Source organism: Blautia sp. MSK.18.38 (assembly GCF_024460535.1).
In the GTDB taxonomy this organism is placed as follows: Bacteria; Bacillota; Clostridia; order Lachnospirales; family Lachnospiraceae; genus Blautia_A; species Blautia_A fusiformis.
Map to the genome: position 1 here is coordinate 1 of NZ_JANFYP010000042.1, position 16,208 is coordinate 16,208.

At 43.8% G+C, this 16,208-nt stretch carries 11 protein-coding genes and 7 tRNA genes; 14 read left to right on the forward strand and 4 right to left on the reverse strand.

Annotated features, from left to right (window positions below):
• Positions 1-140 precede the first annotated feature (140 nt).
• From NE638_RS16710 to NE638_RS16740, 7 genes are all read left to right on the forward strand, one after another.
• Positions 141-214, forward strand: a tRNA-Asp gene (locus tag NE638_RS16710).
• 29 nt (positions 215-243) lie between these two features.
• Positions 244-316 (forward strand) — tRNA-Val (locus NE638_RS16715).
• Between the two features lie 8 nt (positions 317-324).
• Positions 325-406: transfer RNA gene (locus NE638_RS16720), tRNA-Tyr, on the forward strand.
• Between the two features lie 7 nt (positions 407-413).
• A tRNA-Thr gene (locus NE638_RS16725) sits at positions 414-486 on the forward strand.
• 15 nt (positions 487-501) lie between these two features.
• Positions 502-575, forward strand: a tRNA-Met gene (locus NE638_RS16730).
• Between the two features lie 5 nt (positions 576-580).
• Positions 581-653 (forward strand) — tRNA-Phe (locus NE638_RS16735).
• 64 nt (positions 654-717) lie between these two features.
• Positions 718-790, forward strand: a tRNA-Lys gene (locus NE638_RS16740).
• 303 nt (positions 791-1,093) lie between these two features.
• Here the strand turns inward: NE638_RS16740 and NE638_RS16745 are convergent.
• Entirely contained in the window at positions 1,094-1,513 is a 420-nt protein-coding gene (locus NE638_RS16745; protein ID WP_173746759.1) for a DUF3592 domain-containing protein, read from the reverse strand.
• A gap of 129 nt (positions 1,514-1,642) precedes the next feature.
• Between NE638_RS16745 and NE638_RS16750 the strand changes: the two genes are divergently transcribed.
• Positions 1,643-5,647, forward strand: coding sequence for a carboxypeptidase regulatory-like domain-containing protein (locus tag NE638_RS16750; RefSeq protein WP_173746761.1), 4,005 nt, complete (start codon positions 1,643-1,645; stop codon positions 5,645-5,647).
• Here the strand turns inward: NE638_RS16750 and NE638_RS16755 are convergent.
• Complete coding sequence (locus tag NE638_RS16755) at positions 5,611-6,828, reverse strand: metallophosphoesterase (RefSeq protein WP_173746764.1); 1,218 nt, start codon at positions 6,826-6,828, stop codon at positions 5,611-5,613. The two genes, NE638_RS16750 and NE638_RS16755, sit on opposite strands and share 37 nt — an antisense overlap.
• A 221-nt stretch (positions 6,829-7,049) precedes the next feature.
• Between NE638_RS16755 and NE638_RS16760 the strand changes: the two genes are divergently transcribed.
• The 6 genes from NE638_RS16760 (at position 7,050) to NE638_RS16785 (ending at position 14,819) form a co-directional block, all read left to right on the forward strand.
• Positions 7,050-7,871, forward strand: a complete 822-nt coding sequence (locus NE638_RS16760; RefSeq protein WP_173746766.1) for a SpoIID/LytB domain-containing protein — start codon at positions 7,050-7,052, stop codon at positions 7,869-7,871.
• A 165-nt stretch (positions 7,872-8,036) separates the two neighbouring features.
• Positions 8,037-9,005: a M23 family metallopeptidase gene (locus tag NE638_RS16765; RefSeq protein ID WP_173746768.1), complete on the forward strand. Its 969-nt coding sequence runs from the start codon at positions 8,037-8,039 to the stop codon at positions 9,003-9,005.
• Between the two features lie 255 nt (positions 9,006-9,260).
• Positions 9,261-10,241: a LacI family DNA-binding transcriptional regulator gene (locus tag NE638_RS16770; protein WP_021652887.1), complete on the forward strand. Its 981-nt coding sequence runs from the start codon at positions 9,261-9,263 to the stop codon at positions 10,239-10,241.
• Positions 10,242-10,783: 542 nt separating this feature from the next.
• Positions 10,784-12,718 carry a PTS beta-glucoside transporter subunit IIBCA gene (locus tag NE638_RS16775; protein WP_173746770.1) on the forward strand — a complete coding sequence of 645 codons (1,935 nt, stop codon included), beginning with the start codon at positions 10,784-10,786 and terminating at the stop codon, positions 12,716-12,718.
• A 1-nt stretch (position 12,719) separates the two neighbouring features.
• Complete coding sequence (locus NE638_RS16780; RefSeq protein WP_161210031.1) at positions 12,720-14,147, forward strand: glycoside hydrolase family 32 protein; 1,428 nt, start codon at positions 12,720-12,722, stop codon at positions 14,145-14,147.
• Positions 14,148-14,576: 429 nt separating this feature from the next.
• Entirely contained in the window at positions 14,577-14,819 is a 243-nt protein-coding gene (locus NE638_RS16785) for a GIY-YIG nuclease family protein (protein WP_118626573.1), read from the forward strand.
• A 96-nt stretch (positions 14,820-14,915) separates the two neighbouring features.
• On the opposite strand, the gene NE638_RS16790 is transcribed toward NE638_RS16785, so the two are convergent.
• Both NE638_RS16790 and NE638_RS16795 read right to left on the reverse strand, forming a co-directional pair.
• Complete coding sequence (locus NE638_RS16790; protein WP_173746772.1) at positions 14,916-15,734, reverse strand: ATP-binding protein; 819 nt, start codon at positions 15,732-15,734, stop codon at positions 14,916-14,918.
• Positions 15,731-16,057, reverse strand: coding sequence for a hypothetical protein (locus NE638_RS16795; protein ID WP_129976138.1), 327 nt, complete (start codon positions 16,055-16,057; stop codon positions 15,731-15,733). Before NE638_RS16795 ends, NE638_RS16790 begins: the two co-directional genes overlap by 4 nt.
• Positions 16,058-16,208: the final 151 nt, after the last annotated feature.

A 16,208-nucleotide genomic window follows, 5' to 3' on the forward strand; every position in this document is an offset into this window, starting at 1 on the left:
GAAGTGTGGTAACACATGGAGCTGACTGTTACTAATCGGGTGAGGGCTTGACCAAGAAACGCAGGTTAAGAATTGATTCAAAGAGTTTGATTAACGATCAACAAGCATGTATGTAGTTTTTAAGGTACAAACCTTAAAATGGCCCAGTGGCTCAGTTGGTTAGAGCGCCGCCCTGTCACGGCGGAGGTCGAGAGTTCGAGTCTCTTCTGGGTCGTTACAGCTTAGCTGTAATGAATTAAATATGGGATCTTAGCTCAGCTGGGAGAGCATCTGCCTTACAAGCAGAGGGTCATAGGTTCGAGCCCTATAGGTCCCATAGATTATGGATGGATTCCCGAGTGGCCAAAGGGGGCAGACTGTAAATCTGTTGGCACCGCCTTCGAAGGTTCGAATCCTTCTCCATCCACTTAAATGCCGATGTGGCTCAATTGGCAGAGCAGCTGATTTGTAATCAGCAGGTTATCGGTTCGAGTCCGATCATCGGCTTTTAACATTTAATAACGCGGGGTGGAGCAGTCTGGAAGCTCGTCGGGCTCATAACCCGAAGGTCATAGGTTCAAATCCTGTCCCCGCTACTTATGCCCAGATAGCTCAGTTGGTAGAGCAGAGGACTGAAAATCCTCGTGTCGCTGGTTCGATTCCGGCTCTGGGCATGTTTTAATGTAAAACATACAAACGGCTGGTTAGAAAAAGCCTGAGTATTAATTAATTTAATATGGGGTATTAGCTCAGTCGGTAGAGCACTTGACTTTTAATCAAGTTGTCCGGGGTTCGAATCCCCGATGCCTCACTTTTTAAGTGGATCAGATAAATTCCCATTTATTGCTCAAGGCAGTAGGTGGGAATTTTGTTTTATATCTGTGGAAGACGGTTACGTTGTGATTCAGCGTAACCGTCTTTTTTATATCATAGAAAATTACTTACTGACGAACGAATCAGCAGAGCCATCGAGTAGGATTTCAATGGTAGGAGTATGTCAATGCGATAAAAAAAATATTATGGACATTTTCGACAAAAAATGTTCACTTTGCGACAAATTTGACAAAGTTCAAGAGATAAAAATGTTATATAATTAGAGCATAGCTGTACAGTATTAAGACTTTATCATAAGAATGAGCAGGAAATCTGTTATGATCAGGATTACTAGGAAGACAATACAGATGGTCATAGAATAGATATTCTGGATCTGGTTTGGATTCTGCGGATCACATTTAATCTGAACATGCTTTCCGGGGGCTTTGCCGAGGCGTAAAAACTCGATTCGGTCAGCTGTGTAGTCTTGTTCCTTGTAGGTGTAAGAGTACTTCACATAGTTATGATAATTGGAACTATGAGGCTTGTTAGGATTATTTGAGCGGCTGACAGATGATATAACAGCATCTACAGGTACGTAATCATGATATTTTATGGCGGAACAGATAGTTATTGCCAGAAAAAAAACAGTTCCGATTACGCAGCAGCCCAGAATAACCGGTAAAATTTGGCGTGCTTTTGGATTTACGGTGACACTCATGATTTTTCTCCTTTCTTGGTTGATAGTCTGATAATTTACGGGGGATTAATTATAAATGATTTCGAATGATCTCGAAAATTTATAATTGATGAACATTATAGCATAGTACAGCAGAAGGGAAAAGTGCTTATGAAGAGAAAAAGTGCATCAAAAAAATTGCTGCCGCTGATGCTGATCCTGATGTTGATCTTAGGAATCAGCATGCCAGCAAATGCAGCTGCAAATCCCAGACTGAACAGTACAAAAAAGGTTTTGTACGTGGGAAAAACATCACAGTTAAAGGTTGTAAACTGGAAGAAAGCCGTGAAATGGTCTTCTTCCAATAATAAAGTTGTAAAGGTTTCGTCAAAGGGAAAGATAACGGCTGTGAAGACCGGAACCGCAACAGTAAAGGCCAGAATTGCCAAAAAGACATTAACCTGTAAGGTTACAGTAAAAAGCCCGGGAATGTCAGTGAAAAAAGCCGTATTGTATGTAAAGGGAAAAAGTCTGCAGTTAAAAGTAAACGGTGTTTCGGGAAAGACGGTATGGAGTTCTGCCAATAAAAAAATCGTTAAAGTCAGCTCTAAGGGAAAAATAACAGCAGTAAAAATCGGAACAACCGTGGTTAAAGCTAAAATAGGAAAAAAAGTATATACCTGTAAGGTTACTGTAAAAAATCCTTATCTGTCTGCAAAGAGCTTAAAATTTGTATGGGGAACAGCGAATACATCCAGGAAACTTTCGATAAAGGGTGATGTGATCAAAACTGCCTCAAGTTCAAATACAAAGGTTGCCAAGGTAAAAAAAGATGGTACGGTTTCTGTAACAGGAACAGGAACATGTACAGTAACCTTTAAAGATTCCAAGAAGAGAACATATCGATGTAAGATAACAGTTGTGAAACCAACACTGAAAAATCAAAAAGCTACTCTGGAAGAAGGGGAAAGTATCCAGCTTGGTTTTAAGGAAAAGGGTGTTAAAGTAAGCTGGTCATCTGCTGATCAGAAAATTGCAACAGTAACAAAAACAGGTGTTGTCCAGGCAGTCGGAGAGGGAAATACATCGATCGTTGCCAAAGTAAAAGGAATAAAAATCTTTGCAAGGATTTTTGTTACGAAAAAATACGTGCAGGATTCCGGACATGAATACACCAGAGGTGAATGGGTAAAACTTCTTCTGGGTAAAGTTGGCTGCAAGTATGAAGAGCAGTTTGACAGCAAAAATTATTATTATGCTGATACCAGAGAAAATGAAAATGGAATCGCAGCAGAAATTGCAAAAACTATGGGAATCATTCCCGATGAAACCGATGAGCAGGATGTTCCATATTTTTATCCTGACGAATATGCAACAAGAGAGTTTGCCGCATATACAGCAGTAATGCTTATGGGATATGAAACTACGGATGAAGAACCGACATGTGCAGATGCGGCTCAGATCAGGTATAAAAATGTTGTAGCTATTGCACTGAAAAAGAATATGCTGTCTCTGAATGGAGATACCTTTGAACCGGAGAAGGCAATTAACGGAAATGATGCAGCTCAGATCTTAAAAGCTATCGACCAGATCACTGAGGACTCAGTAATCGATGAGAATTATGACAGCAAGGTTACCTATGCAACAAATGTAGTTGAAGTCAAAGATACTTCCAAAAATATATACAATGTTGTCCAGAACAGTGACGGAACTTATACGATCACAGTAAAAGATGGAAATGCTTATAAAAATCTGGAAACCGGAAAGGTTGTACTGTTTTCTGCAAAGGAAATGGGAACAGATACAGATATTGCATTAAAAGTCCAGAATATCACAAAGGACGGACAGGGCCGTCTGATCATTAAGGCCGGCAAACCGGATGATATTTCAGAGGTTTACAAATCAATTGATTTTGAAGGTGCAGGAATTGCAGATCCGGAAAATATGCAGGTAACTGCAGAGGGCGTTCAATATGAGTATATTCCGGAAAATTCAAGTGAGGTGCCGGCAGGAGGACTTACTCTCGGCGGAAGTATTCCGGTTCCAGGTAAATTGAAATTTGATCTTAATCATAAATTTAATGATAAGGTGAAGCTGTCCGGTTCTGTTGCTGTTACGATTCCGGATGTAAGCTGTAAGCTGGATGCCGGATTTAGCTGGGGAAAGATAGAGGTAAAGCATTTTATTGCGTCAGTTACAGGAAAAGCTGATTTCGAAGGCGGACTTTATATAAGTGGCGTGAATTCAGAGCAGCAGATCAAACATGCAAGTGGAACTATGGAAACAGTCAGCGATGTACTTGAACTGGGACGAGTTCCTATAAAGCTTGGTACAACTGGTCTTTCTGCAGATCTGGTGGTTTCTCTGTTTTATGATGTGTCCGGGCAGTTTGTTGTGAAATATTCCGTTGAAGCAACTGGCGGATATGAATTCAAAGATGGAAATGGAAGATTTATCCATGATTTCAGTCAGACTTTGACACCGGTCACAATAGAAGGATCTGCGAAATGCGGTCTTCAGTTTGGATTAAATCTGACTGCATTGGAGACATGGGATCTGGCAGGAATTGATATTAAGGTAGGACCTGCGGCAAAGGCAAGCGTATCCTATACAGTTCGTGATGCCGGAAATGTGCTTTGTTCTGATGTAAGAACCTATATTTACGCAGCGGGTGAGTTGAATCCGGATACGGTGGTCGGAAAGTTCCTGAAAACGGTATGGCATTATACGTTGTCCAAGGATTTTCTGTCTGATGATGACGATAATCCACTAAAATTGAAGGTTCATTTTGAAAATGGAACACTGGTAGATAAATGTACAGTCGGAGCCGGAAGCATTGAGGGAAGCGTTTTGGATTCAAACAGTAAAGCTCCTGTAAAAAATGCCAGCGTGGAAGCATATTCCGGAACAGTCAAGGTTGAAAAAACTTTCACGAAAGAAGATGGAACTTATTCATTTAATGATCTTGATGAAGGAACCTACAAAATTGTTGTCACAGCAACCGGTTACCAGAAATATGAGAGCAGTTCCATGGAAGTATCAGCGAACCAGATCACATACGCAGAATCTTTCCTGATGGTATCCAGAGCAGAAGCCGGAGATGGTGAGCTGAGTGGAAGATTTATTCATTCCATGACCGGTGGAAATATAGAAAATGTAACTTATGAATTACGTAAGGGCTGGGATAATATGATCGGAGAGACTGTGAAAGAAGGCGTATCAGCAGATGGAACCTATACGTTGACCGTGCCAGCCGGAAACTATACGCTGAATGCAAGCAATGAAGATTTTGTTTCTGCCCATATCAATGTTGTAGTTCAGGCAAATGCATGCAGTGAACGTGATGTAACAATGTCACCGACCAATATCAGTGCAGGAGATGAGGGACTTCTTCAGATCGTGCTTACATGGGGAGAAACTCCGCGAGATCTGGATTCTCATCTGCTGGGACCTGCTGATGAAAACGGAGATGACTACTTCCATGTATACTACAGGGATAAAAATGCATATTCAGAGGATGGAGATGTAATAGCAAATCTGGATCTGGATGATACAAGCAGCTATGGACCGGAAACAACAACCATATACAAAGGCTTCACCGGAAGAAAATATAGCTTTTATGTATACGATTATACAAACGGTGAAGATGATGCGAGTACAGAATTATCTGCTTCGTCAGCCAAAGTAACCGTTTACCGGGGTGGAAAACAGATCTACCAGGCAAATGTACCGGTTAACAGGGAAGGATACCTGTGGCATGTATTTGACTATGATGTACAGTCAAACAAGCTTATGCCAGTCAATACCTTTGTATATGATTATGAAGTGCCGGAAGCAAATGCAATGGAAGATAATTCAGGCATTATTTCAGAAACAGAAGCCCTTGAGATCATCCGAAACAGTGAAAAGAAAGCTGAAGAAGAGAGCAGCGAGGAACTCAAGATGAGTTCTGAAGAAGGAAAGACGGACGATAATACTGAGGAAGAGATATTTGATGATTCCAGTGAAGAGCCGGAGATATCAGAAAGTGGTGATACTGCTGAAGTAATTGAGTTTCCGAAGGACTCTGAAACGGAAGAAGAAAATGACGGAACAGAAGAGGATAGTGAGCGTGCGGAGGAGCTGCCGGTGGAAGATATTTATGAGGGATCAGAGGAGTTAGGTCTGGCAGGATAAAAATGTACTGTGATCGAACAGATCTCGCTGTTTGTGGCAGTACGCATATTCGGGCCCCATATGCCGGCACCGGAGGTAACGATGTTGTGCATAGTCCCCTTTTTCAGGTAACCGCAGGAATTTTCCCAGATCAGGCCGGTGATGATGTTCAGAGGGAACAGCTGGCCGTCATGAGTATGGCCGCAGAGATCAAGGTCTGCGCCTGCGGCTGCCACTTCATCCAGCTGACCGGGCTGATGATCCATAAAAATAATCGGGAGTGTTTTGTCAAGGTAGGCTGTAAGCTGGTCAGGATCCTTACGGGTGTCGGACATTTTTCGGCAGCGTGAAGGATCCTTACGGCCTGTCAGATAAAACCGTTTATCTATGAGGACGGTTTCGTCATCGAGAAGCCGGATGTTGGCAGATTCCAGAAAATTCCGCATTCTGGGATCATCATAATCTTTTTTTGCATTGCGGAAGGTAAAACCGGCCAGAATCGGTTCGCTGAGATCATGGTTGCCCCAACAGGCATAAACGCCGTATCTGGATTTCAGCGAACGGAGAATGGCCGCTGTTTTTTTCGGGTTTTTGATCCCTTCATATTCGTTATCAAAAATATCGCCGGCAATACAGATCAGATCCGGATCTTCGGCGTTGATCTTTTTTACAAGAAGTCCGGCATGTTTTTCTCCGATACTGTAACCGAAATGAATGTCTGCGATCAGGACGATCTTCAGGGAGTCCATTCCCTTCACCTGCTTGTCTATTTTCACATCATAAGTTTTTGTCTTAATATTCCACTGATTAAAAATCCCATAGAGACTGACACCAATGATCAGAAGGGTGCAGACAGCGCCTGTGACTACGAAGGCTTTCCTGGAATACATCCAGGCCGGATGAAGCGTATGCTTCAGGATCAGTCTGCAGAGATCTGTAGTTACGATTACGATCAGGATGTAAAGAAATGTTCCCTGAAAATAATTTGCCGTATTTTTCAGGAAGCGGTGGAGCGCAGGTGGCTTCCGGATGAGAAAACAGGTCAGAAGAGAAGTGGACAGAAAAATATAAACACCTGCAAAGCATGCCCGGAACGCAAAGGTCTGGAAAAAATGAGTGCAGGCACCCATCCACAAAATCATCCAGCGGACGATATAAATATTAATGAGAATATATAATGGTGCGAGAAAGATGGCAAGCATGGTGTGTGATACCTCCATTCGTGGCAAGCAATAAGCGGTGAGCAGGACTGATCGCTGCAGATACTTTTTGGATTGATACATAGCATTTCCATAAATTACTGCAGCATGTTCGGAATAACTTTTTTTGATGCATTGATTCATAGAACTGCTATAGTATACAGCAAATAATAATTTTTGGCAAAAGAACATATATTAGGAAAAAGAACGCTTATGGTGTTTTTATGAAAAAATATGCGCTTCTTCGATATTGTCTGGTGTTTTTAGCAATTGTTCTTCCTTATTTTTCGGCGGCAACCATTAATGGACCAGAGAGGGTCCTGGCAGAGAGGGTGCCGGATATGGAAGAATATCTCCCGGTCATTGTTTTTTCGCAGATTTCCCCGGATATGAAAAAAGAAACCATAAAAGCGCAGACTGTGATCGCACGGTCGAATATTCAAAGGTGGCTGGGTGAGGGGAAAAATCTGGCAGAGATCCTGAGGGAAAACGGAAGTACAGAGGAAGTCTGGAGATATTTTTTTGCAGAAAAAAGGCAGATCTATGAGCAGGCAGCAAAAGAGACGGATGGACAGGTACTTACATATGAAGGAAAAGTGAGGCTGACTCCCTGGCATAAGAGAAGCGCAGGGAAAACCCGCAGTGGGGAAGAAGCTTTTCATGATGAGGCGTATACATATCTGAAATCGGCAGATAGCAGTGAGGACAAAAAATCTCCGGATCGTATAAAAATCGTGGAAATTCCTGCGGGGCAGCTTTCCGGGGAGCTGAAGATCAAAAAACGGGACAGTGCCGGTTATGTGACAGAGCTTACGATTGGGGAAACACTTCTGGAGGGAGAAAGCTTTGCAGCGGGAATGGGACTGGAATCCGCGAATTTCAGTTTGAAGAAAAAGGATGATATTTATTATCTGCGAGTGCGTGGCAGCGGTCATGGTGTGGGATTTTCCCAGTTTGGTGGAAATGAGATGGCAAAAAACGGAAGCAGTGCGGAGGAGATCCTGAAAAAATATTTTCCGGAGATGGAGCTGAAAGCTGAGGATTAAAGAAAGTCAGGCATCCGAAGCAACGTCTGATAAAAAAATATTCAAAAAATGAATAGACAGCCATATTCTGGACACTCTATAGATATAGAAATGGTGACCGAAACGGCAGCTTTACTGTTTTTTCTGTTACTGAAAATGAACATATCAGACAGAGGTGGAAAGAATATGAAAAGTAAAATCGTGAGAGGTATTATCAACGGAGGTGTTCTGGCAGCAGTGGCGGCACTTGGGATTACTGTTTATCAGCTTGGAACAAAGCCCATCGCAGAAAATCCCCAGGAGGAAAATTCTGTACAGGTAGAAGAGAACGGGCTGGAAGAGGAGCTTTCGGACGGGGAAAACGCAGAGGATGCGGCAGCTGCCGGAGATGGCTGGCAGGATGTAGCACAGGATAAGATCTCTGATGGAGAAACCGGAGATGAAGCAGGTCTGTCAGGAGCTTCAGAAGCCGGAGCAGATGGAGTGACAGGAAGCATCCGTGAGACTGCAGGAAGTGGTACAGCCGAAAATGCAGCGGCAGATGCAGATAATGGAAGTGGTACGGAGGATAGGAGCGTGTCTGCGGCAGCAGGTGCAGACAGAAGCCGCACAGATGGCACTGGAAATACAGCAGATAATGCCGGAAATACATCGGCAGAGGGAGCGGTGAATAACGGAGCTGGAGCTTCCACAGATACCGCAGAGACCTCAGCTGTCGGAATTGCGGCACAGGCTTTGGATTTTACGGAGGATTCCATTATGGAATGGCCGGTCAGAGGAACGGTTCTTGTGGATTACAATATGGATGAAACCGTATATTATCCGACTTTGGATCAGTATCGTGTAAGCTCTGCCATTGCTTTGCAGGCAGTGGAGGATGCGCCGGTGTATGCGGCGGCAGATGGTCAGGTGCTTTCTGTTGTACAGGATGCCTGCACGGGAACGACTGTCACTATGGAGCTGGGAAATGGTTATCAGGCAGTATATGGGCAGCTGAAGGACCTTACTGTGGCAGAAGGTGACACAGTAAAGGAGGGCGAAGTGATCGGAAATATCAGCGCACCTACCAAATATTATTCTGTAGAAGGCCCGAATCTTTATTTTGCAATGAAAAAGGATGGCGTGCCGGTAGATCCGTTTGAATATCTGGAATGACAGGGAAAACCGAAAAATAGATATGCCGGGGAGATTTTTAGGAACAGAGTATGGAGGATACGGGATGGGAGGTATATGCATCCCGTATCCTCTGTGTTGTGAAGCGTATTAGTGAGAACGGAGTGAGCAGTAATAAAAATTTCCATTTACATAGGAAAAGAATCTTTTTTACAGGAAAGAAACCGTGTATAATCTATATTATAAATATGCATACAAGGACAGATATAACAGGACAAAAGAAGAGGTACATAAGTTATGAACATTAATGAAATAGCCAGGCTTGCCGGAGTTTCCAGAGCTACGGTATCCAGATATTTGAATAATGGATATGTCAGCAGTGAAAAAAAGGAAGTCATCCGCAGGGTAATCCAGGAGACAGGATATCAGCCATCCTCCCAGGCACAGACACTGCGGACCAAAAAAACCAGTCTCATCGGTGTCATCCTTCCAAAGATCAATTCAGATACCATAAGCCGTGAGGTGACAGGGATCAGTGATATTCTTACACGGAGAGGATATCAGCTTATTCTGGCCAATACCAATAATGATGTGGAAGAAGAGCTGAAATACCTTTCTCTGTTTAAAGAACGTCAGGTGGACGGAGTGGTTTTTATTGCTACCATGTTTACCAGAAAGCATAAACAGATGCTGAAGGATTATAAGGTACCGATCGTGATCCTGGGACAGCATCTGGACGGATATCCATGTATTTATCAGGATGATCATAAAGCAGCTTTTCAGGTCACGGAGAAGCTGGCGGAGAAGGGGAAAAAGTTTGCCTATATCGGCGTTACAGATAAGGACGAGGCAGTTGGTGCCTGCAGGAAAAAGGGTTTTATGGATGCTATCCATAAAGCTAAGCTGGAGGTCGTGCCGGAGAGGATGAAGATCGGAAGCTTTACCATGGATTCCGGGTATGAGATGGCGAAGGAGCTTTTTGAGGAGGAGCCTTCCATAGATTCTCTTGTGTGTGCTACGGATACTATGGCGGTGGGAGCCATGACTTATTTGAAGGAGATCGGGCTTCGCATTCCCGAGGATGTTCAGATTGCAGGGATCGGGGATGGAGTTCCGGGTAAGATCGTGGAACCGAAGCTGACAACGGTACATTTTTATTATAAGACCAGCGGAATGGAGGCAGCAGCCATGCTGGCTGATCTTATTGAGAACGATACCGGGATCAGCAAGGAAATAAAAATGGGATGTGAGCTTGTGGAACGGGAATCTCACAGGTAACAGAGAATATCCTCGCAGACAGAGGAAGAAATTATAAGTTATTGTGGAACAGGAGCAGATCTTTTGGGAGAAAAAGACCTGCTTCTTTTTGCGTGGTGCTGTGTTATGGCTGAGCAAACACAGAAAAATGCCAGATTTTTTCTGCGATGTCCTGACTGGTTTGTCTGTCTTGCATCTGTTCTTATGGAATATGTACAATTTTGACCGAAGAAATTTGTGAGATGTTGCGGATTTACAAATAATAATGCAGTAGTTATAATACAAGTAAGATATGAGAACGATTCCACATAAGAGCGCAAGCAACAACATAAAACAAACCATTGAAAAGTGCTAAAATCATCAAAAAACTTAAAAAAATGGAAAGATTACCGTTCCTTGTATGAATAGATATATGAAATCAATCTCATAAATAAATGAAAAACAATGGATCAGAGATAATAAATCCCGGGAAGCTGAAGAAAGAACAGACAGATCTGATCCGAAGAAAGGGAAAGCAGAAAGAGATGACTGTCCGGGAACAGTAGCAGAAAAGGAGGAAGGACATGGATTACAGAAAGACAGCACAGGAAATCTATGATCATGTAGGAAAGAAAGAAAACATCATTTCCGCGGCGCACTGTGCAACAAGGCTTCGTCTGGTCATTGCGGATAATGACAAGGCGGATAAGGAATATGTAGAGAACATCGACGGTGTGAAGGGCGTGTTTTTCGCACAGGGACAGATGCAGATCATCCTGGGAACAGGAGTTGTAAACAAGGTTTATGATGAATTTATCCAGATCGCCGGAATATCAGAGAGTAGTAAGGATGAGCTTAAGAAGGTGGCAGCATCCAAGGCTAATCCGATACAGAGACTGATCAAGACACTGGGAGATATTTTTGTCCCGATCATCCCAGCTATCGTAGCCAGCGGATTTTTGATGGGAATCATGGAAGCCCTGAACTTCATGGTAAACAACGGCTTCCTGAATATTAACACCAATGGTTCCATTTATGTATTTGCACAGCTTTTCAGTAACACAGCGTATACATTTCTGCCGATCCTTATCGCTTACAGTGGTGCGAAGGTATTCGGTGCCAACCCTTATCTGGGTGCGGTTATCGGTATGATCATGATCCATCCAAATCTGCAGAATGCCTGGACTGTTGCAACAGAGGGTGTGCAGGCAACACAGAAGGTATGGTTTGGACTTTACTCCATTGACATGGTGGGATATCAGGGACATGTGATCCCGGTTATCATTGCAGTCTGGGTACTGGCACAGATTGAGAAGAGACTTCATAAAGTCGTACCTGCAATGTTCGATCTTTTTGTAACACCGCTTGTCAGCGTTTTTGTAACCGGCTATCTTACACTTTCCATTATCGGACCGATCTTCGTAGCTGTTGAGAACGGACTTCTGGATGGGATCCAGTGGCTGATCGCACTGCCATTTGGAATCGGAAGCTTTATCATGGGTGCCTTTTATGCACCGACTGTTGTTGCCGGTGTTCATCACATGTACACTATCATTGACCTTGGACAGCTGGCCAAATTCGGCGTTACCTATTGGCTGCCACTTGCATCTGCAGCTAACATTGCACAGGGTGGTGCAGCTCTTGCTGTAGGCCTGAAATCCAGAAATCAGAAGATCAAATCCATGGCTGTTCCTTCTGCCTTAAGCGCATGCATGGGAATCACAGAGCCGGCAATCTTCGGTGTAAACCTCCGCTTCGGAAAGCCGTTTATCATGGGCTGCCTGGGTGGTGCATGCGGAGCACTTTTTGCCTCCATTAGCAGTCTTGGTGCCACAGGAACAGGTGTTACCGGTATCTTCGGAATCCTGCTGTGCTTGAATAATCCGGTTTCTTATATACTCATGTTTGTCATCGCATTTGGTGTGGCTTTTGTACTCACATGGATGTTCGGATATAAAGACGAGGTACAGGAAACAGCTGGGAAAAATATTGAAACAGAGAAAAAGGCAGGTGCTCCGGCAGAGAATGCTGAGATGAAATCTGCGGAGAAAAAAACAGCTGAGAGCGGTGTGCAGACTCTCTACAGCCCGCTTGAGGGAACTGCGATCCCGCTTTCAGAAGTAAAGGATGCAACCTTTGCATCTGAAGTCCTTGGAAGGGGCATGGCAGTGATTCCGTCCAAAGGTGAAGTAAAAGCACCCTGTGACGCTACGGTTTCTACAATTTTTGACACAAAGCATGCCATCGGGCTTGCAACAGAAAGTGGTCTGGAGCTGCTGATCCATATCGGCGTTGACACCGTTGAGCTTGGCGGTAAATTCTACACCGCTCATGTAAAGGACGGTGACGTGGTCAAAAAAGGCCAGACACTGATCACCTTTGATATGGATGCTATTAAGGCAGCCGGCTATGATGTGACCACACCGCTGATCGTAACCAATACCGATGATTATGAAGAAGTAAAAATGCTTGCAGAAGGAACAGTAAATAATGGTTCTGAAGTACTGGAGGTAAAATAAAATGAGTTCTCTGACCAAGGTCCTTGCAGAGGAAGTGCGAAAAATCGAGGAAACGGCAGCAGTTGCCAGGACGATGCAGACAAACCGTTTGACCCATCATCTGATGCCGCCTGTGGGATGGCTCAATGACCCGAACGGATTATGCTGGTACAAGGGAAGATATCATGTGTTTTTCCAGTATTCTCCGTTTGAGGCCAACGGTGGACTGAAATTCTGGGGACATTACTCCAGTGAAGATATGATCAGCTGGAGATATGAAGGGGTTCCGCTTCTGCCGGACAGCATTTATGACTGTCATGGTGTTTACTCAGGCTCTGCCATTGCGGAGAAAGATAAGCTTCATCTTTTCTACACAGGAAACATCAAGATGGATGGAGATTATGATTATATCAATAACGGAAGACAGTCCAGCACTCTTCATGTGGAGAGTGCGGACGGCCTTCATTTCGGAACAAAGGAGGTTGCAGTTTCCTGTGAGGATTATCCGGAGAATTACACCTGCCACATCCGTGACCCGAAGGTCTGGAAGGAGGGGGAAGAGTACCGGATGATCCTTGGCGGCCGTCAGAAAAGCGACCAGGGCGCTGTACTTTTTTACAGATCCGAAGATCTGAAGAACTGGAAATTTGACAGTGAGCTTACTACGGAGAAGACATTCGGATACATGTGGGAGTGCCCGGATTTTTTCACTCTTGAGGGACAGGAGGTGCTTTCTGTATCGCCCCAGGGACTGACCAGAGAAGAGTTCCGTTTTCAGAACATCTATCAGTCCGGATACTTTATCCTGAAGGATGGAAAGCCGGAGGAAAAAGCTTTCCGGGAATGGGATCACGGCTTTGATTTCTATGCACCCCAGACATTCCAGGATGGAAAGGGCAGGCGGATCCTGATCGGCTGGATGGGAATGCCGGATGCAGATGAGGAGTATGTGAATCCTACAGCAGAGAGCGAAGGCTGGCAGCATTGCCTGACTGTTCCAAGGGAAGTTACGTATAAAAACGGAATGCTTTATCAGTATCCGGTGGAAGAACTGAACGGGCTGAGAAAGACTGGCGTTTCTGTCAGCGGTTCCAGTGCGGAGATTCCGGTGAATGGACCGTTTGATCTGGATGTTCAGGTAAAAGGTGAGCAGGGTAAAGTGAGCCTTGGGGAAAATCTCTTCCTGGAATATCAGGACGGAGATGTGATCTTAACTCTCTCCGAGAAGGCCGGTGCCGGACGTAAAGTACGTAAGGCGCATGTTCCGTCTGGTGTGATCGAAAGCATCAGAGTTCTTGCGGATACTACAGCTGTGGAAATCTATGTGAATGGCGGAGAGGTTGTTTTCTCTTCCAGATATTATCCGGAAACGCAGGAACAGACTGTGAAGGTGGAGGCTGTGGAGTGTGATGGGAAGATTTATATGCTGAAGAATTATGTGATGGTGTAGGCTGGGCTTATTGATCGTGAAATACAGCAAGATCAGAATACGAATACCTATAGAGCAGCTGTGCAGTGAATTCCATATTCACAGAAATAAGAAATGACCGTATAATAAAGCAGGTGGGAAAATCCGCAGCCGGAATCCCAGCCTGCTTTATCTTTGTTATAAGTGAAATACATGAATTGTGCCGGCTGCTTGAGTATAGAAGGATGGCTGCTGAAGAAATGTTGGTGGCTGTCTTTACATAGAAAGAATGCGGCCGACTGGATGTTTGTTTTACAGGAGAGGAAATATCACGGAAGACAGATCACACTGTCCAGAAAAGTGTTCAGATATTTGTTTTACAGGAAGGCAAATATCAGGGTTGATGTTACTGAAGATGTACTGGCATTTGGCATTGTATTGCATAAATTTTTTACAGAAGAGGAGACTGCTATGAACTATACATACATCGTGCAGTGTGCAGACGGCACGCTCTACACCGGCTGGACAAACTGCCTTGCCAGGCGGATGAAAGCGCACAATGAAGGCAAAGCAGGCGCCAAATATACCCGGGCCAAAAGGCCGGTGAAGCTGGTGTATTATGAAGGCTTTGCCACAAAGGAGGAGGCCATGAGCCGGGAGTACCGGATCAAGCAGCTGACCAGGGAGAAGAAGCTGGAGTTGATGAGGTTTTGAATTTTGATAAACATTTTGATATTTCAAAAGGCTTCAAATGTGTGGAGCATTATGCAGCGGAACTGAAAGATAAGGATATGTATGTTCTGCTGAATCTTATTGGTATCTCAGCATAACAACTGAATCAAAGGTATCTCCATTGTCGATCCACTGACAGCTACCATCATTTTTTGCACAGATATCTTCAATTATGGACAGACCGAATCCATGGTTGGGGATATCTTTTTTTGATGTTTTGTGGTTGAATGGTTGTGCCGGATCTTTGCTGTTTTTCATGTGGACAGTAAGAAAACCGGCGGACATTTTTGATGTTACAGAGATAAACGGTGCTTCAGAACCGGAAGCGTTGCAGCTTTCTATTCCATTATCCAGCAGGTTGAAAAATATACTGCTCAGTTCCGAAGAGGGAATATTGGATTTCTCCGGAAGAAGAACCTCGTAGGTAACTTTGATATTTTTCTGCATGGCAAGAAATCTTTTGTCCGCAAGGATGGCGTTGATCAGGCTGTCCTGACAGATGGGATGGAAACGTTCTCTCTGAAAATCATCGGTTATGGCAGGCAGGTAGTCCTGGATCTTATCATATTCGTTCGTTTTCAGGTAATTCTGAAGTGTCTCAAGTTTCCGGATGGTAGACTGCTGGAATTCTAGAGTCTCCTGCTTTCTGGAAACAAACAGCTGCTCCTGTTCTTTCTGTAACTGTTCCTGCTTCTGAATAGCCTGAAATTTTGCCTCTTCCTGAGCATTTTTGAGCGATCGTCTGGCAAGAAGGTAGATCCTGCGGTAAGTGAGGGCCAGAAAAAAGAGAAGCATTATCTGGCAAAACAGAGCATATTCCTGTAGCAGAGCTCCCAGGAAAAGAGATGCCTGAACACAGAAAAGTTCTATAAAAAGAATAGTAAAGCCTCGTTTCATAAAGTCCTCTTTTCCGGCGGAAGTTCTGAAAGAATTGTTTCTAGATATACATCTGCCTCAAGATATTTTTGGGTGCGGATCAGATAATTCAGTGAAAAGAGATGGTTTTCCATATCGTGATTCCATTTTCGCACAGATTGATATTCTTGTTCCATTTCGGTTGTATATTCCAGCTGTTTCTGAAGAAAACTCATCTGCTGAACCAACAGTTCGTGTCTTTTTTCTCTGAGAGAAATGTTGTGAAAAGCCCTGGCTATGATCAGACAGCAGAGAAGATTGAGAAACCAGTACAATACGATCAGCCATTTTAACAAATGTAGCAAGAATTCTCCCACCTCTTCAGGTGGTGAGATGAATTGCACATCTGAGCATATCTGCTCAAAAAAATCTCTATAGTATAAAAGAAACACTTGTTCTCTCTTCCCTGATGTAGTATACTGAAAAGAACAATTAGTTCATAAATACATATCCGTC